We start from the raw sequence: 26,368 nt of genomic DNA on the forward strand, positions 1-26,368 counted from the left end.
GTTGAGCTCAATGTGCGCATCGGCGCCCAAGCTTTCAACGTGCGGTATCTCATTTTGTCGTGAGTTCGGCAATCGCCGCTTCAAGCACGCTGTTCGGAAGGGCGATGATGGACGGCGCCTGCGTATACACCAACGCGGCGGAGATGTGCCGGCCGGGATAAAGCGGCGCGATCAGGTCGCGATAAAGCGCCATCTGCGCGCGATGAGCGAAAGACACATCCTCAAGGCGCTCGATTGCCGGCCTGTTCGTCTTGTAGTCGACGATTAGAACCCGATCGGGAAGCACCACCATGCGGTCAAGCCGGCCGGATACGACGTGATCGCGCCCACTCAGCCGCACGGTGCCCATGACGGAGACCTCAGCCCGGCTGCCCGACGCGAACACCTCAGCGAATTGCGGATCATCCAGGATGGAAAGCGCCTCGGCAGCCAACCCACTCGCCGCTTCCTCGTCCAGATGCGGCGCGGCACGCTCGATATAGCGATAGGCTGCGGCTTCGCGGTCTTCCGCCTCGATCGCCGGCAGCATCTGCAGCATGCGGTGCATCATGCGGCCGCGCTCAAGTCCTTCGGCTGCGCCCTTGCCGGCGCTGTCCGACCGATCGAAGAGCGGCGAGCGCACGGATCCGCCCTCGCTGGCGCCGTCGATGATGGCGCTGGCACCGGATGGAACGAGCGGTCGCGGCGGGCGTGCGGGCGACGGTAGGGGCCGCTGTAGCACCAGAGGCAGGTCGCGCAAGGCGTCCGAAGCGGACGATACCTCCGCATCCTTATGGGTCACCGGCTCCAATTCGCCGCCGAAACTCAACCCGGCCCACTGCTGATCGCCGGCTGAGAACTCGATCTGTCGCGCCTTTTCGCTCTTCGATAGCGCGCTCGCGACCATCGAATGCCAGTGCGCTCCGCTTGGCGCGTTGATGCCGTGATAGCCGCAAACGACCAGACGGTCGGCGGCGCGAGTCAGCCCGACATAGAGCAGGCGGCGATATTCTTCTTCGGCGGAGGCTTCGAGCGACTGCCTGATCGCCCGCGTCACGCTGTTCTCGTAGTCCTTGCCGGGCACCCAGAGGATCAGCTGTGGCCCCTCGCCTACCATTTCGCGTAGTTTCGGGACATGCGTTGCCTGCACCGCCGCACCGCCGGAATCGACCAGAAACACGATCGGCGCTTCGAGACCCTTGGAGGCGTGCACGGTCATCACGCGCACCTCGTCGCGTCCCTGCTCCATCTCCCGCTTGATCTCAGGCGACTGAGCCTCCAGCACTGCAAGAAAAGCCTCGAGGCCGGGCAGGCCGGTGCGTTCATGGTCCAGCGCAAAGGACAGGAACTCATCCAGCAGATCCGCTGCTTCGTGGCCGAGCCGCGCCAAGAAATCCGCTCGCACGCCGCCGGGACCGAGCAGTTCGGCATAGAAATCATGCACCGACAGGTCGCGCGCGGTCTGCCGCCAATGCTCAAGTCGCGCAAATGCGCGATCAAACGGCGCGACCTGCCGGTCGGCGTGCTCGCGCAGGGCATCGAAGACACCACGGTTGCCGGGGCGCGCGTGGCAAAGCGCAAACAGATCGTCTTCCGAGAGACCGAACAGCGGCGATTTCAGCGCTGCCGCAAGGGCGAGATCGTCGTCCGGCAACACGATCGCACGACCGAGCGCGACCAGGTCCTTCACCGCAATATGATCGGCGAGCTTCAGCCGATCGGCGCCGGCAATCGGCACTGTCGGGCTCTTCTTCAACTCCCGCGACAGTGCGTTGACGAAGCCGTCACGCTTGCGGACCAGCACGAGGATATCACCCGCAGCGATGGGGCGTCGCCCCTTCTTGGTCATGATCGTCTCGCGCCCGACCCACTGGCGGATCGTGCCAGCGACGCGGCGTGCGAGCTGCGCCTTGGGATCGCTTTCCGGCGTGTCGTCGAAGGGTGCGGTCCAGTCCTCGTCGTCGAGGCGCTTTTCCTTGCCGATCATCTCCCAGAGATCGACCCGTCCGATATCACCGCCCCGCGCCGTGCTGTGCTTGATCAGTTCGTCGTCGGCGCCGAGCCCGCGCTTGTGATCGGCTTCGGCGAAAACAGCGTCCACCGCATCCAGAACATCCGCCGTGGATCGGAATGATTGACGCAGCGCCACGGTCTCGAATTGCCGGGCCGACGCCGTCGCTCGGCTTGCCGCATGCCGTCCCTCTTCGCGGAACCGCTCGGGCCGCGCGCCTTGAAAGGAATAGATCGACTGCTTCTCGTCGCCCACGGCAAAGAGGGTACGCGGGACCCGCTGCTGTTCTTCGCCGGCAAAGAATTCCTCGGCCAGTCGCCCAACGATTGCCCACTGCCGAGGGCTCGTATCTTGCGCCTCGTCCACCAGAATGTGGTCGATACCCTGGTCCAGCTTGTAATGGACCCAGGCGCTCGCCCCCTTTTCGCTGAGAAGCGCGGTCGCGCGCTCGACCAGATCGTCGAAATCCAGCCGGCCGCGCTGGCGCTTCAGCCGGTCGTAGTCCGAGAGCAGACGCGCGGCCAGAACATGCGCAGCTTTGGTCAATTCGAGCATGCGCCAAAGGGCGAGGCGATCCTTCACCGCCAAGACCTGCGCTGCGGCGGACGCCAGTCGCTCTTCGATGTCGGGGATCGCGGCGGTGATGTCCGCGCTCGCGATATTGCGGGTGGAACGCGGCGAGCCGTCCTTGGTCAGGAAACACTGGACCAGAGCCGCATAACGCTCGGTGGGCGCCTGTAGTGCTGCGGACTTCAAATTCTCGACGAACTTCTTCGGCGAAGCGGCCTTACCGGAGCGGGCGACGCTGTCGAACAGATCAAGCAGATGGGCAGGAAAGGCTTCCAGCGGCCAGGCGTGCCCCGCGATCGCCTCTTCCGTCTCGTGGGGATCGATTCCGGTTCGCCTGTACAGTTCCGTGTCGATGCCCGCGCCGGCACGGGCCGCATCGTGGAAACGGCCGACCAGCGTTCGCTGGCGGATCAGGCTGTCCAGCAATTCATCCAGCCCGAACTCGCCGACGGCTTCCAGGATGCGCTGGAAGCCAGCGGCGAGATGCTCCTCGGTCTCGATCGTCGTCGCGCTCAGCAGGGAGCGGCGGGCCTCGGCAAGAAGCGTGGCGGATTCGCCGTCATCCATCACCTCGAAATGCGCGGCAACGTTGGCTTCCAGCGGAAACTGGTGCAGTAGCGCCTCGCAGAATGCGTGGATGGTCTGGATTTTCAGGCCGCCGGGGGTCTCAAGCGCTCTTGCAAAGAGACGGCGTGCCGCGCCGAGCTTGATCGCATCGGGCATCTGCCCTTCCAGCTTGTGCAACTCCGTTGCCAACGCTTCGTCGGATAAGGACGTCCATTTCGACAGGCGCGAAAAGACGCGGTTCGACATCTCGGCCGCCGCAGCCTTGGTATAGGTGAGGCACAGAATGCCCGAGGGACGTGCGCCGGCGAGAAGCAGCCGGATCACGCGCTCGGCCAGCACATGTGTTTTGCCCGAGCCGGCATTCGCCGCCACCCAGGCGGACGCGCGAGGATCGGAGGCGCGCGCCTGCTGCCGTGAGGTCCAATTGAGATCGTAGAGGGTCTCCGGCTCGCTCATGCTTCACCTCCCTCTTCATCGTCCGCGTCGCCATTGGCCCACTCGGCGACACGCGCGAGATGGTCGTACTCGCCTCCATAGTCGCGGGCCTTGGCGGGAATGATGCGTGAAGCGAACCCACGCCGGCCGGTTTGGAGCACAGCTATGAAGCCGGCTAACCGATCGAGCGACTGCATGCCGAGATCGGCCGCGCTCATATGGGTCCCGTCATCGGCGGAATTGGCACTGCGGCGGTCCTTGCCCTCCAACTCATCGACCAGCAATCGGTCGGAAGGCTTGAGGCGCACATATTTCAGTGAGTTCGGGGTTCGTGGGCCGACGCGCTTGAAGCCACCATCGAGAAGGGCTGCGGCTTCAAGCGGCAATTGCGGATCGAGAAGACTGCGCGCCTGCTTGCGCGACGGCTCCGTGCCCGACTTGAAATCGATGATATCGACGGTGCCATCTTCGCGCAGATCCACGCGGTCGGCTATGCCGGACAAAAGCACGCCGGTCTGCCGAACCGGGATCTCCGCGTGCAGCTCCGTATGGCGCTCGGCAATCTCTCCGTTTCGCTGCCGCTCCCATTCGAGCCAGTGGCGCGCCACGTGATCGAAGCGCGGGCGCCACAGGACCTCGACATGATGCGGCAGGCGCTGGGCGGCGAAGCACTCGTCGGCAACGCTTTCCAGCAGCAGATCGGCATCGGGATGATCGATGTCGGGGCAGCGGCTGATGAAGGTTTCCAAAATTTCGTGATAGAGCGTTCCCCGCTCCGCCACGCCCGGATCGCGAATGAGCTCGGCGAGCGGGTCGAGACGCAGCACCTTGCGGGCATAGATCGCGTAGGGATCGCGCCGCAGCGTCTTCACTTCGCTGAAAGAGTAGCGCTTGGGCTGGGCTTCGACAGGCGGACGCGGTTCCGGCCGCGATGCCTGCGGCACGGGCTCGCGGTGATCGAGAAGCGCTGCCTGGGCAAGAATCTCCGCGCCACGCAGACGCATCGCAGTGGCCTCGGTCTCACCGGCAACCGCAAGCAGGCGCTGCAGCCAGCGCGAAGCGACGGTCGGCGCACCGCCGGACCGGGTCGAGCGGCTGAGGACGACATTTTCAGCGCCGAGCGCCATCTGGAAGTCATGGGCAGCAAGACCAATCCTGCGTTCGGGCGGCTCGAGCCCGATCGACGCCTTCATCGGCCGCGACAGAAACGGATCCTGGCCCGGCCGCTGCGGCCAAGAGCCTTCGTTCAAGCCAGCGAGCAGCAGCGTGTCGACATCCTGCAGCCGCGCCTCGAGCGCGCCCCAGATGAAGATGCGCGGGTGAGCCGTCACATCCGGCTTCACGATCTCGCCGGCGAGAAACGCGGCTGCAATATCAGCCCAGTCGGTGCCGTCCGCAGAGATTTCAGCACGCGCCGCGATGAGATCGGCAAAAAGTCCTGCCAGTTTGCTCCCCGCCTCGCCGCCCCAGAGATTGCCGAGTTCGCCCTGATCATCGGCAGCGACGCCTTCCAGCACCCGCGCGGTCAACTCCGCCCATTGCGCAATCGTCAGCCGTCCAGGAGCGGCATCGGCGCGGCGGCTGGTCAAGAAGCGTGCGAAGCGGCCGGCAAGCGGCGCCACCGCGGCTTCCACCCGCTGCGTCATCACGCGGGCGGCCGCAATGTCCTCATCGGAGATGCGACGTCGCCATGCAGGCTGGTGTCGGCGCTCCGACCGGGTCGCAGCCTCCGCATCCAGCAGCGCCGTCAACGCGGTGACATCGACATCGCCAAGCGTGCCACGCAGGGCAATGCGCTCGAAGATGCTGGCTGCCCGGCGCTTTTCATCAAGCTCCATGCCGAAGCGGGCCAACGGATGGCCGAGCAGCGCCGTCAGCGCGACCGGATCGCCGGGTTCCATGACGGTATCGAGCAAGAGCCGCAGCAACGTGCCCTGGGGCGTCGAGGACAGCGGCAAGCCGCCGGAGTCGTTGGCTTCGACGCCAAAACGGCGAAGCTCGATCGACACGCGGCGCGCCAGATTGCGATCCGGGGTGACGAGCGCCACGCGCTGTTTCGGATTTTCCGCCGCCAGCCGCATCGCCACGGCCAGCGCCGTCGCTTCTTCGCGTTCGCCGCCTGCTTCGATGACCGTCACGCCTGCGAAGGCGGCAGGATCGACCGCGCCGACCCCGTGCCAGTGATCGGTGGCCTGGGCGGGCAGAAGCGCCGTTGAAACCAGCCGGTTCCGCGCGGCGATCGTGTCGGATATATCGCCGAGCGGCGTCACCATCTCACGCGCAGCGTCGAGCCGGTCGAGGAGACGGCTGAGACCAAATTGAGGATGCGCTGCGACCGCCGGGTCGGACAACAGCCCGGCCTCTCCGCCGACCAGCGGCCAGATGTCATCCGCAATGCCGAGATCGAGGCCGGGAAAGATGACGGCGCCGTGCTCCAGCGTCGCAATGGCGGCAATGAGGTCTGCCGTCGCCGGGATCGAGCCGGTCGACCCGGCGACGATGACGGGCCCGTCTGGCGGATTGGCAAGCATGCGCGCGATTTCGGCCGACATCGCTGCGTTGCGGTGCAGCGCCGGATCGGAACGGCTGAGTTCTCCAAGCCGCGCTGGCCAGAAGCTGCGGGCGATCTTCATGAATTCGAGCGTGAGCTGCCACCAGGTGCCGAAATCCGCCGCCTCCAGCGCATCGAGCGCCGCCCAGTCGCCGCCATGCGTGCCCATTGCATCGATGAGATCGCGCAGATCGCGCGCCAACCACACCGCATCGGCGGGCGTTGCCGGCACGACCAGCGAATCGAAGCGGCCGTCGCCAAGGGCTGCCGGCAGTGCCGATTTCCAGCGTTCAACGAGGCTTGCGAGCTCCAACACCGCCTCGACGGAGCCGATCGGGGGCGCGAGATCGAGTGTCGCGGGCATCTCGGCATCGAAAAAGCCGCCATCCTCATCCAGCTCGCCGAGCGCCTTCAACGTCGGCAGGATGGCGCTGCCCGTTCCGACGACATCGACGAATTCGGAGCGCAACGACCGCACGGCGCGCCTTGTGGGGAGGTAAATCGTCGCGCGCGCCAGCGACAGCGGATCGTTCGGCTCATAGCGGAAACCCGGCACGAGATCGCCGGCACAAAGGCTCTCGGCGAGGATGCGCAGGAGCGGCGCACCGGGGGGAATCGTGAAGAGACGCTTCTGCATGGTTGCAGCCATATCAGCGCGTGGCAGAAAAATCCGCAATGACGGCTTCGGCCGCGCCGATTGCTTCGGGTGTGCCCACCGTCAACCAGTGACCCCTTAGCCGGATTCCATGCAGCCGGCCCGCTGCTATCGCCGCGTCGAAAAACCGGTTCAACGAGAACGGTTCGCGCGGAGCATCGCCTAGCAATCGCGGATGCAGGATCATTGCGCCGCAATAGATCAGCGGATCGGCCAGTCCCTCGCGGTAGCGGGACAGCCGGCCATTGGCCTGCATAACGAAATCGCCGCCGGCCTTTTCGTGACCGGTGCTCTGGCTCGGTTCGGCCGTGAGCATCAGCATGTCCATCGTGTCCGGGTCGAAGGCAGACCAGAGACGGGCGATGTTGGTGTCGTTCGCATCGCTCGGCTCGAGCCAGAAACTGTCGGCATTGAGAAGAAGGACGGGCGCCTTGCCGAGCAGGTGGGCAGCCTTCACCACGCCGCCACCGGAATCCATCAGGTGGTCTCGCTCGTCTGAAATCGACACCCAAGGCGTGAGCGGCGCAAGATGCGCTTCCATTTGATCGGCGAGATGATGGACGTTGACGACGACCTGGTCGACGCCATCAGCCTTGAGGAGATCGATGAGATAGTCGATCATAGGCCGCCCTGCGACAGGCACGAGCGGCTTCGGCGTGGTTAAAGTCAGCGGACGCAGGCGCGTGCCGAGCCCGGCTGCCAGGATCATCGCGCGCTTTTCAAGCCTGTTGGTCATCGCCTGCACCTGGACCGAAAACGCCTGCGGTCTCGTACCACGACCGCAGTTCCGCCAGATCGGGGTGGCGCAGCGCTTCGGCCACATAGCTGCGCATGCGCGGCAGATGGCGAAGATAGCCCGGCTTGCCGTCCCGCTGCTTGAGGCGGATGAAAATGCCAAGGATCTTCGAGCCGCGCTGCGCCTGCATCAGGGCAAGCGCCCTGCGGAATGCGGGCTCATCGAACGGCCCCAGGCCGTGCCGCGCCGCGACATAGGCAGCGACCAACCGATCCGCCATCGGCTTTTCGATCGTGACGCGGGCATCCTGCACGATCGACGCCACATCGTAAGCCGTCGGTCCCAGCATCGCGTCCTGAAAGTCGATGATGCCGAGCCTGTCGACGCCTTCGCGATCGCCGCGCCAGATCAGGTTGGGCGAATGGTAGTCGCGCAGGACGACATGAGCTTCGCTGCCCTCCAGCGAGGCGATCGCTTGGCGCCAGAGGGTGATGTAGTCCTCCCGCTCGGTGGCAGAGGGCGGCGTTCCGCGCTCATGCGCCAGATACCAGTCCACCAGAAGCTCGACTTCGATCTGCATCGCGCCAAGATCATAAGCCGGCAAATGGTATGTCTCGCTGCCGACGGGCAGGGCACCGGGAACGGGGGTAACGTGCAGCTGCGCGAGGGCCTCGACGGCGGCAGTGTAGCGTTCCTCGATCGGAGCGCCCGACGGGTCCAACAAACCTTCCGATCCAAGGTTCTCGACGATGAGGAAACCCTGCTCCAGGTCGTCAGCTCGGATGTCGGGCGCGCTGAAACCTTTGCTCTTCAGCCATTTCGCCATGGCGACGAAGGGTCGAACGTCCTCAGCGAGATGCGCAATGCGCGAATAAGGCTTGCCATCGCGGATGATGGGTCCATCGGGCTGGGCGGGGGCGTTCATCAGGATGAACGGTGAGGCGCCATCGGCGACCAGACGTTCATAGGCCCGGCTCGAAGCGTCTCCGAGCAGGAAGCGTCGCTGAACCCCTTCAAAGCCCGATGCATCGAGGAAGGCCCGCGCCGCCAGCGTCCGATCGATCCGTGCGATAGTCTGGTCGGGAGCCCGGATGTGCACGGTTCGCGCGTCGGCCGTTTCGCCTTCCGCGATCGTCAGATGGATGGCACGTTCCGGAAGCATATTTCCTGCGCGCTCAGGCCACTCGACCAGCACGACACCGGTCGCGACGGCTTCGTCGAAACCGAGTTCGGCGAGTTCATCGGGGTCCGTGATGCGGTAGAGATCGAAATGCGCGATCGTCAGGCGCAGCTCGTAGGATTGAACGAGCGTAAAGGTCGGGCTCGGCACGTCGAGATCAGGATCGTCCGCAACCGCGCGGATCAGGGCGCGCGCGAAGGTGGATTTGCCGGCGCCCAGTTCGCCCGACAGCGCAAGTACGTCGCCGGCTCGCAGCATGACCGCGATGTCTTCGGCGAGCCGTTCGGTCGCCCGTTGGTCGGCGAGATGAAGGAGCCTTTCGCCCATGCGCCTGCTTCTCTATTCCGCTGCCACGGTTTCGAGCCGGCTTCCGGCGGGCAGGCGGCAGATGATCGTCGTGCCGCGTCCTTCGACGCTGTCCACCTCGACGCGGCCGTCATGCAGGCTGACGAAGCTGTCGACGATGGAGAGACCGAGGCCGGCGCCACGACGACGACCGCCCGAGCCATGGCTCTCGAACCGCGAAAAGATCGTCTGCAGCATGTGCGCGGGGATGCCGGGACCCTGGTCGGACACCGAGAAAACGATATCGCCAGCCTCGCGGCGGCAACGCAACTGGATCTGCGATCCCTCCGGCGCGAAATTCGCGGCATTGCTCAGGAGCTTGGAGAGGATCTGGCGAACCCTCTGCCGATCGGCGACGAAGGTGCCCGGATGGGCGGGGGCGTCGACGGCGAGCGTCAGATCCCCTTCCTTCAGCCGATCGCTCATCAGGCTCGCCGCCTCGTCGAGAAGTTCGGCAATGTCGATTTCGGTGCGCTCCAGCGTCATGATGCCGGCGTCGACCGTGGCAAGATCCAGGATGTCGTTCACGATCATCAGAAGCACGGAGGAAGAGGTCGCGATGTGCTCCACATACTCGGCCTGCTTCGGATTGAGCGGCCCCGTCGTTTCGGTACGAAGCAGGTCGGCGAAACCGATGATGTTGGTAAGAGGGGTGCGCAACTCGTAGGAGACGTGCTTGACGAAGTCGTTCTTCAGCGCGTCCGCCTTGCGCAGCGCGTCGTTCTTCTCGGTCAACGCCTTTTCGACGCGCGCGCCATCCGTCACGTTAACGAAGGTGAGCATGGTCTGCGCGTTTGGCAGCGGCACGACGGCGTAATCGAGGATCAGCCCTGTCTTGAGATCGAAGCGGCCGGAATAGCTGCGGCGCTCTTCATCCAGACTGGTGATGATGGCCGAGAAATTGCGCCAGCCATCGTCTTCAGGATAAGCCGGCTCACAAACACGCGTGATGGTGCTGATATGCGTGCCGGGCTGCGCCTCGGCTTCGCCGATGCCCCAGAGAACGCGGAAGGCGGGGTTCGACAGCTTCAGCCGGCCATCGGCACCGAACACACACACCGCTTCGGCAAGATGATCGATGGTCTCGCCCTGCACCTTCACGAGCGTGTTGTAGCGCTGCTCCAGATCGACCTGCTCGGTGAGATTTTCGAAGACCCAGGTGGCGCCGCCCTGTGGGTGCGCCGTCGCGAACACGTTCAGCGTGCGGCCATCCGGCAGGTACCAGAAGTTCTGCTGCGGCTCGACGCTCTGATAGACGGCGAGCATCTGGTCCTTCCAGTCGCGCCAGGAGTGCTGTTCCGGCAACTTCCCGTCGACCCGCAGGCGCTCCAGGAATTCCGCGTTGCCCGGCCGCGTCTCCAGGAAGGGCGTTTCGAGCCCGAACAGCTTCTGGAACGCCTGGTTGTAGAACTGCAGGCGCTGTTCGCGATCGAAGATCGCGACGGCCGTCGCCAGATGATCGAGCGTCTCGGAATGGCTACGGAGCGTGCGGGCAAGTTCTTCGCGCACGGCCTCGACATCGCTGATGTCGCTCGCCATGCCGGCCACGCCCATCGTCGAGCGCGCTTCCACGACGTCATAGATCGTCCGGTTGCCGCGCACCACGGTCGACAATTTGTCGGCGAAGGGCCGGTCGGGCGTCGCGGCCATGCGGATGCGTTCGCGCTGGTGCGTGCCGATCAATTCGAGTTCGCGCCGCACCGCATCCTCGCCATCCACGGCCTCGACGGCATGGGCGTAGGCGCTGTTGACCCACAGAAGCCGGCCATCGGCCATGCGCACCCAGAACGGTTGGTCGATGGCATCCAGCACGTTCTGGATCGTTTCCATCGTCGCGGCCAGGCGGTCACGCTCGGCCTTCAGCGATGCGAGTTCTGCCCGCAGGTCGCCCAGTGCGAGGAACCGCACGAAGGCGCGGCCACCGGAAACCCGACCTTGCGCCTCGAGCAGCTGACCGCGCTGGGTTTCGATCACCACGTCGAACGTCTCGCCACGGGCACGCAGAAGATCGACGGCGTTTTCGAGCGACGCGGCGGACTTCGCCTCCAGCCAGCGTCCGAAAGCGAGGAAAGCCGCGCGAGTCTCCGGTGCTCCCGCTTCGGTCGGCAGGTCTCCGAGAAGAACGGCGGAGTTGTCATCGCCGTCCCAGACGATGATCCGGCGATCCTTGTCGACGATCAGCGCGTCGTAGCGGTCGATCTGTGTGGTGGCATCGCCGAGCCGGACCTTCAGCTCGACATTCTCGGCTTCGATCTTTGCCTTTTCGCGGATGAGCCAGATGGCAGACAGAAGCGCGGCAGAGACCGCGCCGATGACCGTTGCGCCACCGACGACATCGATGGATGACAGCGCCCAACCGAAGGGGAGCGGGATCGCTTCCGCCGCAAACGCCAGATCCGGCGCCACGATCAATGCGGAGCTACCGGCGAAAGAGCTTGTCCAGATCGGTTTGCGCAAGTATCCGCGCGATGCGGCCGGTCGTGTTCCGTCATCCGCACTCCCATCGTCAGGCGCACTTTGTGTCCCGTCAGACCCCGACATTCGTCGTCCTCTCCGCAGCCCGGTGGACCGGCCTTCCACTGAAATGAAAGAGCCCCATCACGCGGGACCCGTCGCGGCGCCCCAGTTGTCCCCATGAAGCGCGCGCGAATCGTATGGTCGAGGGTACCTTTTCGCTGAATCGCCGAAAAGGCCGGAGCACCAAAAAGTAAGGCCGCGCCCTTTGGAAGGCGCGGCCTTGATCGGCTCAGGTCGGGAGACTGAGGATCAGTAGCGGTAGTGTTCCGGCTTGAACGGGCCGGTCTGCGACACGCCGATATAGTCGGCCTGCTCGGATGACAGCTCCGAAAGCGTCGCGCCGAGCTTGGCGAGATGGAGCTTGGCGACCTTCTCGTCGAGGTGCTTGGGCAGAACGTAGACTTCGTTCTGATACTGCTCGCCACGCGCGTAGAGTTCGATCTGTGCCAAGACCTGGTTGGTGAACGAGGCCGACATGACGAAGGACGGGTGACCCGTCGCATTGCCAAGGTTGAGAAGGCGACCTTCCGAAAGAAGGATCATCCGCTTGCCGCCCGGGAACTCGATCATGTCGACCTGGGGCTTGATGTTGTCCCACTTGAAGTTCTTGAGCGCAGTGACCTGAATTTCGTTGTCGAAATGGCCGATATTGCCGACGATCGCCATGTCCTTCATCTCGCGCATATGCTCGAGACGGATGACGTCTTTGTTGCCGGTGGTCGTGATGAAGATGTCGGCCGTCGAGGCGACATCCTCGAGCGTGACGACCTCGAAGCCGTCCATGGCAGCCTGCAGTGCGCAGATCGGGTCGACTTCCGTGACCTTGACGCGAGCGCCGGCGCCCTTGAGCGAGGCAGCCGAGCCTTTGCCCACATCGCCATAGCCGCAGACGACGGCGACCTTGCCGGCCATCATGACGTCGGTGGCGCGGCGGATACCGTCGACCAGCGATTCCTTGCAGCCGTACTTGTTGTCGAATTTCGACTTGGTGACGCTGTCGTTGACGTTGATCGCGGGGAAGGGCAGCAGGCCCTTCTTCTGCAGCTGGTAGAGGCGGTTGACGCCGGTGGTGGTCTCTTCCGTCACGCCCTTGATGGCGTCGCGCTGGCGGGCAAAGAAACCCGGCGTGGCGGCGAGGCGCTTCTTGATCTGCGCGAACAGGATCTCTTCTTCTTCCGAACCCGGGTTTGAAAGCACGTCCTCGCCGGCTTCAGCGCGGGCGCCGAGCAGGATGTACATGGTCGCATCGCCGCCATCGTCGAGGATCATGTTGGAGGTGCCGCCATCGGTCCACTGGAAGATGCGGTCGGTATAGTTCCAGTATTCTTCGAGCGTCTCACCCTTGACGGCGAAGACCGGAACGCCGGTTGCGGCGATCGCTGCTGCGGCATGATCCTGCGTCGAGAAGATGTTGCACGATGCCCAGCGGACTTCGGCGCCGAGAGCCGTGAGCGTCTCGATCAGCACCGCCGTCTGGATCGTCATGTGAAGCGAACCCGTGATGCGGGCGCCCTTCAAAGGCTTGCTCTCGCCGAATTCCTCGCGGCAAGCCATCAGGCCTGGCATCTCAGTTTCGGCAATGGTGATTTCCTTGCGGCCGTAGGCTGCAAGCGACATGTCGGCAACGAGGAAATCGTCACCCTGGGCAGACTGCGTCTTGATGGCTGTGCTCATCGTCATCTCCGAAAGCGCGTCGAAGGCTCGCATGCGTGCAAGCCCAGTGACGGCAAAATAGCGTCATGGGCGCCCCATATCAGGGATCGGCGCCCCCATCAACTCACATATAAAGATTTCTTTATGTCGTTATGCGCTGAAACGGGATCAGCACTCTTCGCCAAAGCGGTCGGCGACGAGATCCGCCAGAGCTTCCAGAGCCTGTGCGGCTTCGGGGCCGCTGGCTTCGACCGCGATTTCACAGCCGGGGCTGGCCGCCAGCATCATCAGGCCCATGATCGAGGTTCCGCCGACGCTGACGCCGTCCTTGCTGACGACGATCTCGGCGTCGAAACGCTCGACGGTCTGGACGAATTTTGCGGAGGCGCGCGCATGCAGGCCGCGCTTGTTCACGATCGACAGCGTTCGCTTCAACGGCTGGTCGATGGTGCTCATATCATTTGCCACTGAGGATACGGCTCGCGACATTGATGTACTTCCGGCCCGCATCCTGCGCCTCTTCGAGCGCCCTTTCCATGTTGCCATCGACCCGAACGCCGGCAAGCTTGATCAGCATCGGCAGGTTGACCCCGGCGATGACTTCGATCCGTCCGCCATCCATGACCGAAATCGAGAGATTGGAAGGCGTTCCACCGAACATGTCGGTCAAAATGATGACGCCCGACCCATTGTCTGCTCGGCCGACGGCGTCGACGATATCGAGGCGGCGCTGATCCATATCGTCGTCAGGACCGATACAGACGGTCTCCACCGACGCTTGCGGGCCGACAACATGCTCGAGCGCATGCTTGAACTCTTCCGCAAGCTTGCCGTGGGTGACAAGCACCAAACCGATCATCAAATGAGGGCTCCCGTCATTCTTTCATTATCGCGGCACGCATCACATGCCCCGGAGCGTCGGCGCAAATCTTGTCGAGCGACGGCGCGAGTGCAAGCGCAAAAAAGTCACATAGAGCCGTCGAATGGCTGAATCGTTACCGGCTACGACCCAAATAGGCCCAAAGATGTCGCAAGGGTTGCAATCGCAACGGCCGGCTCGCCGTATCTGAGAGGATGGATCGGGAGCGAGACGCCGTCCTGGAACGTCATTCGGGCCTCTTCCGGCACCCGCTCGGGGCCCAGCGGCGCCAGCACATGGTGCAGGACGGCACTTTGAACATGCGGAAGCGGAACGACGCCCGTTCCGCGTATCTCGATCAGTCCGGCGATCGGTGCGGGCGCGCTCGCGATCACGCGGCCAGCCTTCACGGTGATCCAGACCCGATCATCGGCGACCAGCCTCGCGAATGTGCCGTGTGAGGAACAGGCATTGATAATGGCCAGCGCCAATGCGCTCTTACCAGAGCCTGAAGGGCCGGTGATGAGCAGGCCGACTTCTCCCACGACGACAGCCGTTGCATGAATGTTGACGGCGGCGGCGTCCACTGCGCTCAACGCGGTTCGGCAGGCAGGCGGATCAGGAAGCGAGCGCCCTTGATCGGACCGTCCTCTGTGTCACGCATGTTCTCGGCTGTCAGCGAACCGCCGTGAACTTCGACGATCTGGCGGCTGATCGACAATCCCAAGCCGGAATTCTGGCCGAAATCCTCGCCTGCCGGGCGGTCCGTATAGAAGCGCTCGAAGATTCGGTCGATATCTTCGGCCTGGATGCCGGGCCCGTTGTCTTCCACGGTCACCCGATACCAGTCGCCCTTGCGGTCAATGGTCACCAAGATCCGCCCATCCTGTTCCGGCACGAACGACCGGGCATTCTCGATGAGGTTCGTGACCACCTGACCGAGGCGCAGATCGTGGCCGTGCACTATCGCCGCATTGCGCTGGGCCTGATCGAGTTTGACCGCAAGGTCGATGCGGACCTGCTTGGCATTGGCATGGGCATGGCGGGCAAGCTCGACCAGTTCGGTCAACAACTTCACCAAATCCACTCGCGACGCGTCCTGGCGCGCAAGTTCGGCATCCAGCCGCGAAGCGTCCGAAATGTCGCTGATCAGGCGATCCAGCCGGCGCACGTCGTGCTGGATGATCTCCAGGAGACGTTGCTTGTTCTCCTCTGTGCGCGCAAGCGGCAATGTCTCCACCGCACTCCGCAACGAGGTCAGCGGGTTCTTGAGCTCGTGGCTGACATCGGCGGCGAAGCGCTCGATGGCGTCCATGCGATCATAAAGTGCATTCGTCATGTCGCGGAGTGCGACCGACAGGTTGCCGATCTCATCCTGTCGATCGGAAAAGTCCGGGATTTCCTCGCGTGCCCGGGCCCCACGCTTGACGCGCACCGCCGCGGCGGAAAGACGGCGCAGCGGGTTGCCGATGGTGCTGGCGAGCAGCAGGGAAAGGACGATGGAAACGGTGGCCGCCACGGCGAAGATGCGCACGATCGCCAGCCGCTCGGCATGAACGATCTTGTCGATATCGCCGGCCTGCGTGGACAGAAGCAGCACGCCAAGGACCGCACGGAAGCGCTGCACCGGCACGGCGACGGACACGATCAACTCGCCCTGGTCGGTGACGCGCACCACGGCGCCGCGCCCACCGGTCAACGCATTGACGACTTCGGGATAAATGGATCCGTCTCCACCCGGCTCTTCGCGATAGGTCGGCAGATTGCGCTGCTGGAGGAGACGGTTCACGCCATTGCCGATGCGGGCGAAAAAGCCTTCATCATCGGGCGAAACCGGTGGCAGGTCGTAGCGCAGCACCTGACCGCTCGAATAGAGGAAGCGGGAATCCAGGATGAGGTTGGCTTCGCCGTCATAGATGCGTGCACGGGTGCGCGTCGGCGAAATCAGCCGTCGAAGCACCGGTGCCACGCGTTCTGGATTGATGGGAAAATCGAGGTTCTCATCCAGCGAATTGGGCGCAATGCTCTCGCCGGCCTGCAATTCGAGCAGCTTCTCCGGATCGATGGTGATCGAATTGGTCTCGACTGTTGCCGAACCGGCAATCGCGCCGGCGATGATCTCACCCTGTGTTAGAAGACTTTCGACACGCGCGTCGATCAGGCCTTCGCGGAACTGGTTGAGATAAAGAATGCCGAAGACGAGGACGAGCAGACCGGCGAGGTTCAGAAAGAGGATGCGCCTGGTGAGGCTCGAAAAGACGATATTGCCAAAAACGCGCCGGATCAGCGTGAAGGGCAGGCTGAATGGTCGCGGGGCAGCGCGGCGCGGCCTGGCGGTCGCCCCGGACGGTCTGGTGCCGCCTTGCTGCGTTTCAGCGACCATGGCCGGTCGTCGTGCCTTTCATCCTCGCCCCCCAGATCTCAACGATGTCAGGCAGGCGTTTCGCGGAAGCGGTAGCCGACGCCGTAAAGCGTTTCGATCATGTCGAAACCGTCATCGACCATTTTGAACTTCTTGCGCAAGCGCTTGATGTGGCTGTCGATGGTGCGATCATCCACATAGACCTGCTCATCATAGGCGGCATCCATCAATGCGTCGCGACTTTTCACAACGCCGGGGCGCTGGGCGAGCGACTGGAGGATCAGAAACTCCGTGACGGTCAGCGTTACGGGCTCGTTCTTCCACGTGCAGGTATGCCGTTCCTGATCCATGATTAGCGAGCCGCGCTCCAGCGTCTTCGACGTGACTTGTCCGGGCTTTGCGGCGGCGGCGAGCTCGCGGCTGCTTGCGCGGCGCAAAACTGCGCGGACGCGCTCGACCAGAAGCCTCTGGGAGAAGGGCTTGGTGATGAAATCGTCGGCGCCCATCTTCAAGCCGAAGAGCTCGTCGATTTCCTCATCCTTGGAAGTGAGAAAGATGACGGGGATGTCGGACTTCTGGCGCAGGCGGCGCAGCAGCTCCATGCCATCCATGCGCGGCATCTTGATATCGAAGATCGCAAGCTGCGGTGGCCGGGCCAATAGTCCATCCAGCGCGGATGCCCCGTCGGTATAGGTCTCGACGCGGTATCCTTCCGATTCGAGCGCGATCGATACGGAGGTCAAGATATTCCGGTCATCATCGACAAGCGCGATGGTCTGCATTGGCAAAGTCTCCGTTGACATCCGGCGCGTCCCTTAGGCTGATTTCAGGTTGCTCGAAGCCCCACCCGCCCCGCGGCTCGCCGCGCGCCACACACGCGCAAACCAACCGTCTGCGCTACATGGGTATGAAGTAAGAACAAAGTGTGGCACGCCCGCACTCGCATGTCACCCGCGGCTTTTCATGCGGGCAGTGCCGCACTGCAGATCGTGGGGATGAACAACGAGCGATACAAACGATTTAAACTGTGGGTGACAATTTTAAATCGATTAATACTCTGATATTATTGCGAAATTACTGTTTCTTCGTGTTGCGTTGTCTCAGTGCTGACACTATGGTCCGGCTCCATTCAATCCGCCCCGCAAGCCAGGAGCAGGTGACATATGAAGCAGATCGGACGGCGCAATCAGGCCACCGACATTGCGACGATCGGATTTTCCGATGTCGCCAGCGTGCATTACAATCTGCCGGAAGCGGCTCTCTACGAGCACTCGATCGCGCGCGGCGAAGCCGAGCTGACGGTTCACGGTGCGCTCAGAGCTTTGACCGGCCAGCACACGGGCCGCTCCGCCAAGGACAAATTCATCGTCCGCGACGAACACACCGATGGCGTCATCTGGTGGGACAACAACAAGGCCATGTCGCGCGATCATTTCGATGCGCTGCATGTCGATTTCCTCGCGCATGCCAAGGATATGGATCTCTTCGTCCAAGACCTCGTCGGTGGCGCCGATGCGGAAAACCAGCTGCCGACGCGCGTCGTCACGGAATATGCCTGGCATTCGCTCTTCATCCGCAATCTGCTGATCCGCCCGGCCCCTGAGACGCTGGATGATTTCCAGCCGAAGCTGACGATCATCGACCTGCCGAGCTTCCAGGCCGATCCCGAGCGGCACGGCTCGCGATCTAGCACAGTGATTGCCGCGGACCTGACGCGTGGCATCGTGCTCATTGGCGGAACGTCCTATGCGGGCGAGATGAAGAAGTCCGTCTTCACCGTTCTCAACCACCTCCTGCCCGCCAAGGGCGTCATGCCGATGCATTGCTCTGCGAACACCGGCCCGGCCGGCGACGCAGCGATCTTCTTCGGCCTTTCCGGAACCGGCAAGACAACGCTTTCGGCCGATCCTGCCCGCGTTCTCGTGGGTGACGACGAGCACGGCTGGGGCGAAAACGGCATCTTCAATTTCGAAGGCGGCTGCTATGCCAAGACGATCCGCCTGTCACGCGAAGCCGAGCCGGAGATTTATGCAACGACGGAGCGTTTCGGCACGGTGTTGGAAAACGTCGTGCTCGACGAGCAGCGTCGTCCTCAGTTCGATGACGGATCGCTGACGGAGAACACCCGCTGCGCCTATCCGCTGCACTTCATTCCGAATGCAAGCTCGACGGGCACTGCGGCGCATCCGAAGAACATCATCATGCTGACGGCGGACGCCTTCGGCGTGCTGCCTCCCATCGCTCGGCTGACGCCGGCGCAGGCGATGTATCACTTCCTCTCGGGCTACACCGCAAAGGTTGCCGGCACCGAGAAGGGCGTGACCGAACCGGAAGCCACGTTCTCGACCTGCTTCGGCGCGCCCTTCATGCCGCGCCACCCTTCTGAATACGGCAACCTGCTGCGCGAACTGATCTCGCGCCACGGCGTGTCCTGCTGGCTCGTGAACACCGGCTGGACCGGCGGTGCCTATGGAACGGGCTCGCGCATGCCGATCCGCGCGACCCGTGCACTTCTCGCTGCCGCGCTCGACGGATCGCTCAACGAGGCAAGCTTCCGGACCGATCCGAATTTCGGCTTCGAAGTACCGCTCGCCGTCCCCGGCGTCGATGCAACGATCCTCGATCCGCGCCGCACCTGGGCCGATGGCGACGCCTATAACCGGCAGGCCGAGAAGCTCGTTTCCATGTTCATCGCCAATTTCGAGAAGTTCGAAGAACATGTGGGCGGCGACGTGCTGGGGGCGGCACCCCGGCTCCCCATGGCGGCCGAATAAGCCACGCTTCTCTTGCTACGGAAGGCCCGCGACCCGGAACGGTCGCGGGCCTTTGTTTTTGCGGTCGCCATCTTTTCTTTTTCTTGGCCGCAGCGCACATGAGGACATGGCCAGCGACGACCTCATCATCACACGTTCGATCACCATCAAAGGGTGGGAGCTGACGGAGCAGTTCATCACCTCCGCCGGCCCTGGCGGACAGAACGTCAACAAGGTCGCCACCGCGGTTCAGTTACGGTTTAATGCCGCAAACTCGCCCTCGCTCACGGACCGGGTGAAGGAAAACGCGCTGAAGCTCGCCGGGCGCCGCGCGACCAAGGATGGCGATATCGTGCTGGAAGCAAACCGCTTCCGGACCCAGGAGCGGAACAGGGAAGATGCCCGGGACAGGTTGCGGGAGCTCATTGCCAAGGCAGCCGAGCCTCCCCCACCACCGCGCAAGAAGACGCGACCCGGGCGCGGCGCCATCGAGCGACGCCTGAAAGCGAAGTCGGAGCGCGGCTCGATCAAGAAGATGCGCGGCAAAGTGGATGATTGAGGCATCGTCGGAACGGGATCGCATTCCGGAAGGCTTCCGCTACCTCCCTGCCTATCTGACATTGGACGATCAGCGGGCGCTTCTGGAAGACATTCGACGCGTCGTGGCACAGGCACCGCTCTACGTGCCGCGCATGCCACGCACCGGCAAGGCGCTGAGCGTGCGGATGACGAACTGCGGCGACCTTGGCTGGATGACGGACCAGGCCGGTGGCTATCGCTATCAACCCAACCATCCTGCGACTGGCCAGCCGTGGCCGGCGATCCCTCAAGCGCTTCTGGATCTGTGGCGTGATCTCTCAGGCGCCGATTTTCCGCCGGAAGCCTGTCTCGTCAATTTCTACGACGCGGATGCGCGGATGGGATTGCACCAGGACAAGGACGAGCAGAATCTCGAAGCACCAGTCCTTTCCATCTCTCTCGGCGACGATTGCCGCTTCCGGATCGGTGGACCAGTGCGCGGCGGCCCTACGGCGTCTCTCAAGCTGAACAGCGGTGACATCGTCGTGCTCGGCGGACGCGCCCGCCTCGCCTATCACGGCGTCGACCGCATCTACGCCGGCACCTCGACGCTCCTGAAGAACGGCGGGCGGATCAATCTGACGCTGCGGCGGGTGACGGCAGCAGAGGCTTCCGGAACCGGGAGTTAACGCTTGGGCTGTAATCTCGCGGGCAGACCCAGCGCGAGCCTTCCATGTCCACGATCGAGAGCCTAGCGACCAAGACGCCTTTGCGAACGCCGGCACGGTTTCTGATCGGCGAGAACGCCCCGATCCTGCTGATCATCGCACTGCATGGGGCGGCGGTTCTCGCCGTTCGGGACTGGATCGGATACGACGGGCTCGCGCACCCGCTTTATTTCCAACAGTGGACCAAGCTCTACCTCGTGATGTGCCCGATCCTGATGATCGCCGGCATCCTGTTCATGATCGTCCACCGCACGAACGACTGGCACGAGAGGCGGCTTCTGCTGCAGCAGGCGACGTCTACAAATCGTATCGCGACATTCACGTCCGGCCTCGTGCTGTTGATGGCACTCATGCTCTTCATGGGCAGCTTCACGACGTTCAAGACGATGATGCCGACGCTTCGTGGCGGCTTCCTCTACGATCGCGCGCAGGCCGATTGGGATGCCTGGCTGCATTTCGGGCATGAGCCGTGGACGTTGATGCAGGGATGGCTCGCGAGCGACTGGATTCGCCAGGCGATCGAATTCAACTACAACGTCGTCTGGTTTCTGGTGTGCTTTCTGCCGTTGTTCTGGATCGCGGTTTCGCCGCGCGCTTCGGCCATTCGCACCCGCTATTTTGCCTGTTTTACCCTCGGCTGGATCGTGATCGGCAATATGCTGGCGCTCGCGTGGATTTCGGCAGGGCCTGCTTTCTACCACCACGTGACCGGCGATATGGAGCGCTTCGCCGGCCTCTTGGCCTTCATTGCCCAAGGCGAAGGGTCCGCTCATTCAGCCGCACGTTTTCAGGACTATCTCTGGTCGACCTATACGCGCGGAGATATGGCGTTCGGAACGGGCATTTCCGCCTTTCCCAGCATGCATGTCGGGCTTGCTGCGCTGAACGCGGTCTTTCTCTTCGACTACAGCCGCAGACTTGGCGCCATTGCCTTCGCCTATCTTGGGCTGGTTCTGGCAAGTTCGGTCTATCTCGGATGGCACTACGCCATCGACGGGTATGTCTCGATCCTCGTGGTTGTCGCGCTCCATCTCGCCCTCAAGGGGATCGAGGGGCGCTCCTCCCGGATCAAAGCTTCCTGAGCGCCACCTGCTCGATCAGGTGGTTCTCGCCCTTCTTGAGGATCAGATCGGCGCGGGGGCGGGTGGGCAGGATGTTTTCGCGCAGGTTCTTCAGATTGATGTTCTGCCAGAGGCCTTCCGCCACGGCGCGTGCCGCGTCTTCGGAGATCGTAACGTAGCGGTTGAAGAAGGAATCGGGGTTTTTGAACGCCGTTTCCCGCAGGCGCATGAAGCGTTCCACATACCATTTGTGGATCAGCTCTTCAGGCGCATCGATATAGATCGAGAAATCGAAGAAATCGGAGACGAAGGGCACGATCTTCCCGTCTTCCGGCAATGCGCGCACCTGCAGCACGTTGATGCCCTCGAAGATCAGGATGTCCGGGCGGTCGACCGTCTGGAACTCGCCGGGCAGAACGTCATAGGTGAGGTGCGAATACAACGGTGCCTGAACGTTGGGTTGCCCGGCCTTGATGGCCGAGAGGAAGCGCAGCACCTGGCCGATGTCGTAGCTTTCAGGAAAGCCCTTGCGGTCCATCATGCTGTCGCGCCGTAGCGTCGCGTTAGGGTAAAGAAAGCCGTCTGTCGTCACCAGATCGACCTTGGGGCTCGACGGCCAGCGCTTCAAAAGCTCCTGCAGCACGCGGGCCGTGGTCGACTTGCCGACCGCGACCGAGCCCGCGATGCCTATGACGAAGGGTGTCTTGGTCGTGTTCTGCGCGTTGAGGAAGTGCGTGCGCTGCTTGAACAGCAGTTGCGTCGCCTCGACATGCGCAGACAGAAGCCGCGATACAGCAAGATAGATGCGGCTGACTTCGTCGACGTCGATCGGATCGTTGAGGGATCGAAGCCGGCCGATCTCGTCGGCTGTCAACGTCAGCGGCGTGTCGGCCCTGAAACGAGACCATTCCTCAGCGGAGAAGATGCGATAGGGCGAATAGGTGCCCGGCCTGAAATGATCGAGGCCGATATCCTCGCCAAAGCCCGTATCGCGCTTCATCGCGGCGCGGCGCTCCCGGCGCGATCGGCCTTCTCCTGAAGGCCGGATTTTGTTGTTCGCCGTTCCAGCTCGGCCATCACATCGGAAAGCGGAATGTCGGCGATCTTCAACACCACGAGGAGATGGTAGAGCAAGTCGGCGCTTTCCCCCACCAGTTCCGCCGAATCCTGGCCAACGGCCGCAATCACCGTTTCAACCGCTTCCTCGCCAAGCTTCTGGGCGGCCTTTTCACGTCCTTTAGACACCAGTCGGGCCGTCCAGGATTCGTCAGGCGAGGCTGCTGCGCGTTCCGCCACGATCGCTTCCAGCCGGGAAAGATCGAAACCACTCATACGTCACTGTCCCTGCCCAAAAGCCGCCTCGGGTCATGTCGCGTTTCCTGAAAACGCGCAATCACTCTCGGATCTTCGTTCGTCGCGTTTTCAAACCGTATCCACTCCATCTGGAAACGCTCTAGTCAAGCCGCACCGCGATGCCGGCGGCGGCCATGTGGCGCTTGGCTTCATCGATGGTAAACGTGCCGAAATGGAAGATCGAAGCCGCGAGCACCGCCGTTGCATGTCCGTCGCGGATCCCTTCGACCAGATGGTCAAGCGTTCCGACCCCGCCCGACGCGATGACGGGTGCCCGCACGGCGTCCGCGATGCTTCGGGTCAAGGCGATATCGAAGCCGCTCTTGGTGCCATCCCGGTCCATGGAGGTCAGTAGCAGTTCGCCCGCGCCGCGGTCGACCATGTCGATGGCGAACTCGATTGCGTCGATGCCGGTTTCCTTGCGCCCACCGTGGGTGAAGATTTCCCAGCGCGCTTTCTCGTCAGGCCCAGAGACCTTCTTGGCATCGATCGCGACGACGATGCACTGATTTCCGAACTTGTCGGCCGCTTCGTTGACGAAGGCGCGGTTGTTCACCGCTGCCGTGTTGATCGACACCTTGTCGGCGCCGGCGAGCAGCAATTTCCGGATATCGGCGACAGCGCGAACGCCACCGCCGACCGTCAACGGCATGAAGCATTGCTCGGCCGTGCGGGCGACGACGTCGAAGATCGTCTCGCGGTTGTCGGATGATGCAGTGATATCGAGAAAGCAAAGCTCATCGGCACCCGCCGCGTCGTAGGCCTTTGCCGCTTCCACTGGATCGCCCGCGTCGATCAGATCGACGAAATTGACGCCTTTGACGACGCGGCCGTCCTTCACGTCGAGGCAGGGGATGACGCGAGACTTGAGGCTCATTTGCCGGATTCCTTAGCCGACTTCAAAACGTCGAGTGCTTCGGCCGGATCGAGACGGCCATCGTAGAGCGCCCGTCCCGTGATCGCACCTTCGAGGCGCGCCGCGTCCGGCATCGTCATGCGGACGACATCGGCGATGGAAGCGAGCCCACCGGATGCGATGACCGGAATGGAGACCGCGTCGGCCAGTTCCAGCGTGCTGTCCCAATTGATGCCGGTCAGAATGCCGTCCCGGTCGATATCGGTGTAGATGATCGCCGCGACGCCGGCGCCTTCGAACTTGCGGGCAAGCTCGATCACGCCGAGTTCGGAGGCTTCCGCCCACCCTTCAACGGCAACCTTTCCGCCCTTGGCATCGATGCCGACGGCGATCTTGCCGGGGAAGCGCTTGCAGGCTTCAATCACGAGTGCCGGATCACGCACGGCAACTGTGCCGAGGATGACGCGGGCGAGTCCCTTGTCGAGCCAGGCCTCGATCTGCTCGATCGTGCGAATGCCGCCGCCAAGCTGCACCGGATTGTCGGTGGCCTTCAGAATGGCTTCCACAGCAGCACCATTCACGCTCGATCCGGCGAAGGCGCCGTCGAGATCCACCACATGGAGCCACTCGAAGCCCTGATCCTGGAATGCCCGGGCCTGTGCGGCCGGGTCGGTGTTGTAGACCGTCGCCTGCGCCATATCGCCAAGCTTCAAACGGACGCACTGACCCTCTTTCAGGTCGATGGCTGGAAACAGGATCATGGGGCCCAACGCAGGAAATTGGCGATGAGAGCAAGGCCGAGTGTCTGGCTCTTTTCGGGGTGAAACTGGGTGCCGGCACGATTGTCGCGCGCGACGATCGCAGTCATCGCGCCTCCATAGTCGGTGGTCGCGACGACGTCTTCCGGACGGCTGGCGGCAAGGTGATAGGAGTGCACGAAATAGGCGTGCAGCCCGTCGCGCCCGGTCGGGATGCCGGCGAGCAGCGGGTGGTCGCTGCGCTGATCGATGGTGTTCCAACCGATCTGCGGGATCTTCAGAGCGGGATCGCTGGGGCTCATCTCGACGACGTCGCCCGCAATCCAATCGAGGCCGTGCGTCACGGTCTTTTCCAGCCCGCGGGTCGACATGAGCTGCATGCCGACGCAAATGCCGAGGAACGGTCGGCCGTTTGCGATGACAGCTTCGTCCAGCGCGTCGCACATGCCGTCGACGGCAGCGAGACCGGCCGCACAGTCGGCGTAGGCACCGACGCCGGGCAGCACGATGCGATCTGCGTGCCGAACGATGTCCGGATCGGCCGTGAGGTGGATGTCAGCGGCAAGTCCTGCCTCACGAGCGGCGCGCTCGAAAGCCTTCGTGGCCGAACGCAGATTGCCGGAGCCATAATCGATGATCGCGACCTGCATGGTCAGCGCACTCCATTCCATTCAAACATGCCGAAGCTCTCCTCTGGCCTCTGAAAGCCGGGTTTCGTGCCAACGGGCCTTTTCTCACGCACATCCGGTTCAGTTTTGTCCACGGAACCAGTCGCTGCGGGCCTGGCGAAGAAAACTTCTTCGGCCTCATCAAGCGAAGTTGCGTCGACCAGGGCATCCATCGTCCAGCCACGCGCTTCCAGCTTCGATGCACGCAGCCGGTTGCCCTCGAGACCGGCATAAAGCGATGTCGCAACCGACAGCGCAAAGCCAGTGGCGAAGGTATCGCCTGTTGCCATGAGCCAGTTGGTGACGGCAGTGACAAGAAAAAAGACCCCTGCCCACAACCACATGCGGTGCCAGAGGAACCAGAAGACCGGGAAGATGAAGGCGAGCGGCGCAAAGCCATCGCGAATGAAGCGCGTCTCGATCCCGTCCGGGTCGCCGCCCGGCGGCGTCATCACCACGAAGGTTTTCATTCGGTCATCTCTCTTCGTCGAGCAGCGATCGCTTAGACGAGAATGCCCTTGGTGGACGGGATGCGGTCGGCCGCGCGCGGATCGATCTCCATCGCAGTCCGCAACACGCGCGCAACCGCCTTGAAGCAGGTTTCAGCGATATGATGGCTGTTGGCGCCCGCGAGATTGGTGACATGCAGCGTGATGCCGGCATGCTGGCTGAACGCCTGGAAGAACTCTCGCACCAGCTCGGTGTCGAAGTTGCCGATCTTTTCGGTCGGAAAGGTTACGTTCCAGACGAGAAACGGGCGGCCGGAGACGTCGATCGCGGCGCGGGTCAGCGCTTCGTCCATGGCAAGATCGAGCGAGGCGTAGCGCGTGATACCCTTGCGGTCGCCGAGCGCTTTCGAAAACGCCTGGCCGAGCGCGATGCCCGTATCCTCGACGGTGTGGTGATCGTCGATGTGCAGATCGCCTTTTGCCCGCACGTCGATATCGCTCATGGAGTGTCGCGCCAGTTGGTCCAGCATGTGATCGAAGAAGCCGACGCCGGTCTCCATCGAGGCCCGTCCGGTACCGTCGATGGCGACACTCACCGAAATATCGGTTTCGTTCGTCTTGCGTGCGATGCGGGCGCTGCGACCTTCGCTCACGCCCCTGTCCTTCGATGCCATGCTCAAGCTCCGCCGGGAATATGCGCGCTGCATATCAGGCCACTTGTAAAGAATCCAGAACAGGCCGCCGTTCCGGCCCCAATTGCAAAGGCTTCAGCGCTTCTTACATAAGACCTCGAATTCCATTGG

22 protein-coding genes are annotated in these 26,368 nt (G+C 63.1%); 4 read left to right on the top strand and 18 right to left on the bottom strand.

Annotated elements, in window-relative coordinates:
- Positions 1–49: 49 nt before the first annotated feature.
- The 11 genes from addA to PU133_RS02285 form a co-directional block, all read right to left on the bottom strand.
- Positions 50–3,583, bottom strand: coding sequence for a double-strand break repair helicase AddA (gene addA / locus PU133_RS02235; protein ID WP_404863332.1), 3,534 nt, complete (start codon positions 3,581–3,583; stop codon positions 50–52).
- Positions 3,580–6,750 carry a double-strand break repair protein AddB gene (gene addB, locus PU133_RS02240; protein ID WP_404863333.1) on the bottom strand — a complete coding sequence of 1,057 codons (3,171 nt, stop codon included), beginning with the start codon at positions 6,748–6,750 and terminating at the stop codon, positions 3,580–3,582. The genes addA and addB overlap by 4 nt, the downstream gene beginning before the upstream one ends.
- A gap of 13 nt (positions 6,751–6,763) precedes the next feature.
- A complete protein-coding gene (locus PU133_RS02245) occupies positions 6,764–7,504 on the bottom strand; it encodes a nucleotidyltransferase family protein (protein WP_404863334.1) in 741 nt (246 codons plus the stop codon).
- On the bottom strand, positions 7,488–9,011 hold the full coding sequence (gene tsaE / locus PU133_RS02250) for a tRNA (adenosine(37)-N6)-threonylcarbamoyltransferase complex ATPase subunit type 1 TsaE (RefSeq protein WP_404863335.1): 1,524 nt from the start codon (positions 9,009–9,011) through the stop codon (positions 7,488–7,490). Before tsaE ends, PU133_RS02245 begins: the two co-directional genes overlap by 17 nt.
- A gap of 12 nt (positions 9,012–9,023) precedes the next feature.
- On the bottom strand, positions 9,024–11,570 hold the full coding sequence (locus tag PU133_RS02255; RefSeq protein ID WP_404863336.1) for an ATP-binding protein: 2,547 nt from the start codon (positions 11,568–11,570) through the stop codon (positions 9,024–9,026).
- A 225-nt stretch (positions 11,571–11,795) separates the two neighbouring features.
- Positions 11,796–13,220 carry an adenosylhomocysteinase gene (gene ahcY / locus PU133_RS02260; protein WP_404863337.1) on the bottom strand — a complete coding sequence of 475 codons (1,425 nt, stop codon included), beginning with the start codon at positions 13,218–13,220 and terminating at the stop codon, positions 11,796–11,798.
- A gap of 147 nt (positions 13,221–13,367) precedes the next feature.
- Positions 13,368–13,655, bottom strand: a complete 288-nt coding sequence (locus PU133_RS02265) for an HPr family phosphocarrier protein (RefSeq protein ID WP_126007324.1) — start codon at positions 13,653–13,655, stop codon at positions 13,368–13,370.
- A 1-nt stretch (position 13,656) separates the two neighbouring features.
- Positions 13,657–14,058 carry a PTS sugar transporter subunit IIA gene (locus tag PU133_RS02270; RefSeq protein WP_126007326.1) on the bottom strand — a complete coding sequence of 134 codons (402 nt, stop codon included), beginning with the start codon at positions 14,056–14,058 and terminating at the stop codon, positions 13,657–13,659.
- Between the two features lie 143 nt (positions 14,059–14,201).
- On the bottom strand, positions 14,202–14,645 hold the full coding sequence (locus tag PU133_RS02275) for an HPr kinase/phosphorylase (protein ID WP_404864412.1): 444 nt from the start codon (positions 14,643–14,645) through the stop codon (positions 14,202–14,204).
- A 5-nt stretch (positions 14,646–14,650) separates the two neighbouring features.
- The gene (locus tag PU133_RS02280; RefSeq protein WP_404863338.1) at positions 14,651–16,441 is read right to left on the bottom strand and encodes a stimulus-sensing domain-containing protein; all 1,791 of its coding nucleotides are present in this window, start codon (positions 16,439–16,441) and stop codon (positions 14,651–14,653) included.
- Between the two features lie 47 nt (positions 16,442–16,488).
- Entirely contained in the window at positions 16,489–17,202 is a 714-nt protein-coding gene (locus tag PU133_RS02285; protein ID WP_205665505.1) for a response regulator transcription factor, read from the bottom strand.
- A gap of 381 nt (positions 17,203–17,583) precedes the next feature.
- Here PU133_RS02285 and PU133_RS02290 point away from each other — a divergent pair, with 381 nt between their 5' ends.
- The 4 genes from PU133_RS02290 (at position 17,584) to PU133_RS02305 (ending at position 21,502) form a co-directional block, all read left to right on the top strand.
- Entirely contained in the window at positions 17,584–19,194 is a 1,611-nt protein-coding gene (locus tag PU133_RS02290; protein WP_404863339.1) for a phosphoenolpyruvate carboxykinase, read from the top strand.
- 106 nt (positions 19,195–19,300) lie between these two features.
- Entirely contained in the window at positions 19,301–19,732 is a 432-nt protein-coding gene (arfB, locus tag PU133_RS02295; RefSeq protein ID WP_126007337.1) for an alternative ribosome rescue aminoacyl-tRNA hydrolase ArfB, read from the top strand.
- Positions 19,725–20,381: an alpha-ketoglutarate-dependent dioxygenase AlkB family protein gene (locus PU133_RS02300; RefSeq protein WP_404863340.1), complete on the top strand. Its 657-nt coding sequence runs from the start codon at positions 19,725–19,727 to the stop codon at positions 20,379–20,381. Before arfB ends, PU133_RS02300 begins: the two co-directional genes overlap by 8 nt.
- A 44-nt stretch (positions 20,382–20,425) precedes the next feature.
- Positions 20,426–21,502 (top strand): phosphatase PAP2 family protein, encoded by a 1,077-nt coding sequence (locus PU133_RS02305; protein WP_404863341.1) that lies wholly within the window; start codon positions 20,426–20,428, stop codon positions 21,500–21,502.
- On the opposite strand, the gene coaA is transcribed toward PU133_RS02305, so the two are convergent.
- The 7 genes from coaA to hisB all read right to left on the bottom strand — a co-directional run bounded on the left by coaA (position 21,489) and on the right by hisB (position 26,239).
- Positions 21,489–22,481: a type I pantothenate kinase gene (gene coaA, locus PU133_RS02310; RefSeq protein ID WP_404863342.1), complete on the bottom strand. Its 993-nt coding sequence runs from the start codon at positions 22,479–22,481 to the stop codon at positions 21,489–21,491. The two genes, PU133_RS02305 and coaA, sit on opposite strands and share 14 nt — an antisense overlap.
- The gene (locus PU133_RS02315; protein ID WP_404863343.1) at positions 22,478–22,813 is read right to left on the bottom strand and encodes a phosphoribosyl-ATP diphosphatase; all 336 of its coding nucleotides are present in this window, start codon (positions 22,811–22,813) and stop codon (positions 22,478–22,480) included. The genes coaA and PU133_RS02315 overlap by 4 nt, the downstream gene beginning before the upstream one ends.
- A gap of 121 nt (positions 22,814–22,934) precedes the next feature.
- Positions 22,935–23,711 carry an imidazole glycerol phosphate synthase subunit HisF gene (hisF, locus tag PU133_RS02320; protein ID WP_126007346.1) on the bottom strand — a complete coding sequence of 259 codons (777 nt, stop codon included), beginning with the start codon at positions 23,709–23,711 and terminating at the stop codon, positions 22,935–22,937.
- A complete protein-coding gene (hisA, locus tag PU133_RS02325; RefSeq protein WP_126007348.1) occupies positions 23,708–24,451 on the bottom strand; it encodes a 1-(5-phosphoribosyl)-5-[(5-phosphoribosylamino)methylideneamino]imidazole-4-carboxamide isomerase in 744 nt (247 codons plus the stop codon). Before hisA ends, hisF begins: the two co-directional genes overlap by 4 nt.
- Complete coding sequence (hisH, locus tag PU133_RS02330) at positions 24,448–25,098, bottom strand: imidazole glycerol phosphate synthase subunit HisH (RefSeq protein ID WP_126007350.1); 651 nt, start codon at positions 25,096–25,098, stop codon at positions 24,448–24,450. The genes hisA and hisH overlap by 4 nt, the downstream gene beginning before the upstream one ends.
- A gap of 2 nt (positions 25,099–25,100) precedes the next feature.
- Positions 25,101–25,586: a DUF2628 domain-containing protein gene (locus PU133_RS02335; protein ID WP_126007352.1), complete on the bottom strand. Its 486-nt coding sequence runs from the start codon at positions 25,584–25,586 to the stop codon at positions 25,101–25,103.
- A 32-nt stretch (positions 25,587–25,618) separates the two neighbouring features.
- Positions 25,619–26,239 carry an imidazoleglycerol-phosphate dehydratase HisB gene (hisB, locus tag PU133_RS02340; RefSeq protein ID WP_404863344.1) on the bottom strand — a complete coding sequence of 207 codons (621 nt, stop codon included), beginning with the start codon at positions 26,237–26,239 and terminating at the stop codon, positions 25,619–25,621.
- Positions 26,240–26,368: the final 129 nt, after the last annotated feature.

Origin of the sequence: Georhizobium sp. MAB10, assembly GCF_045012825.1 — a bacterium.
Lineage (GTDB): Bacteria > Pseudomonadota > Alphaproteobacteria > Rhizobiales > Rhizobiaceae > Georhizobium > Georhizobium profundi.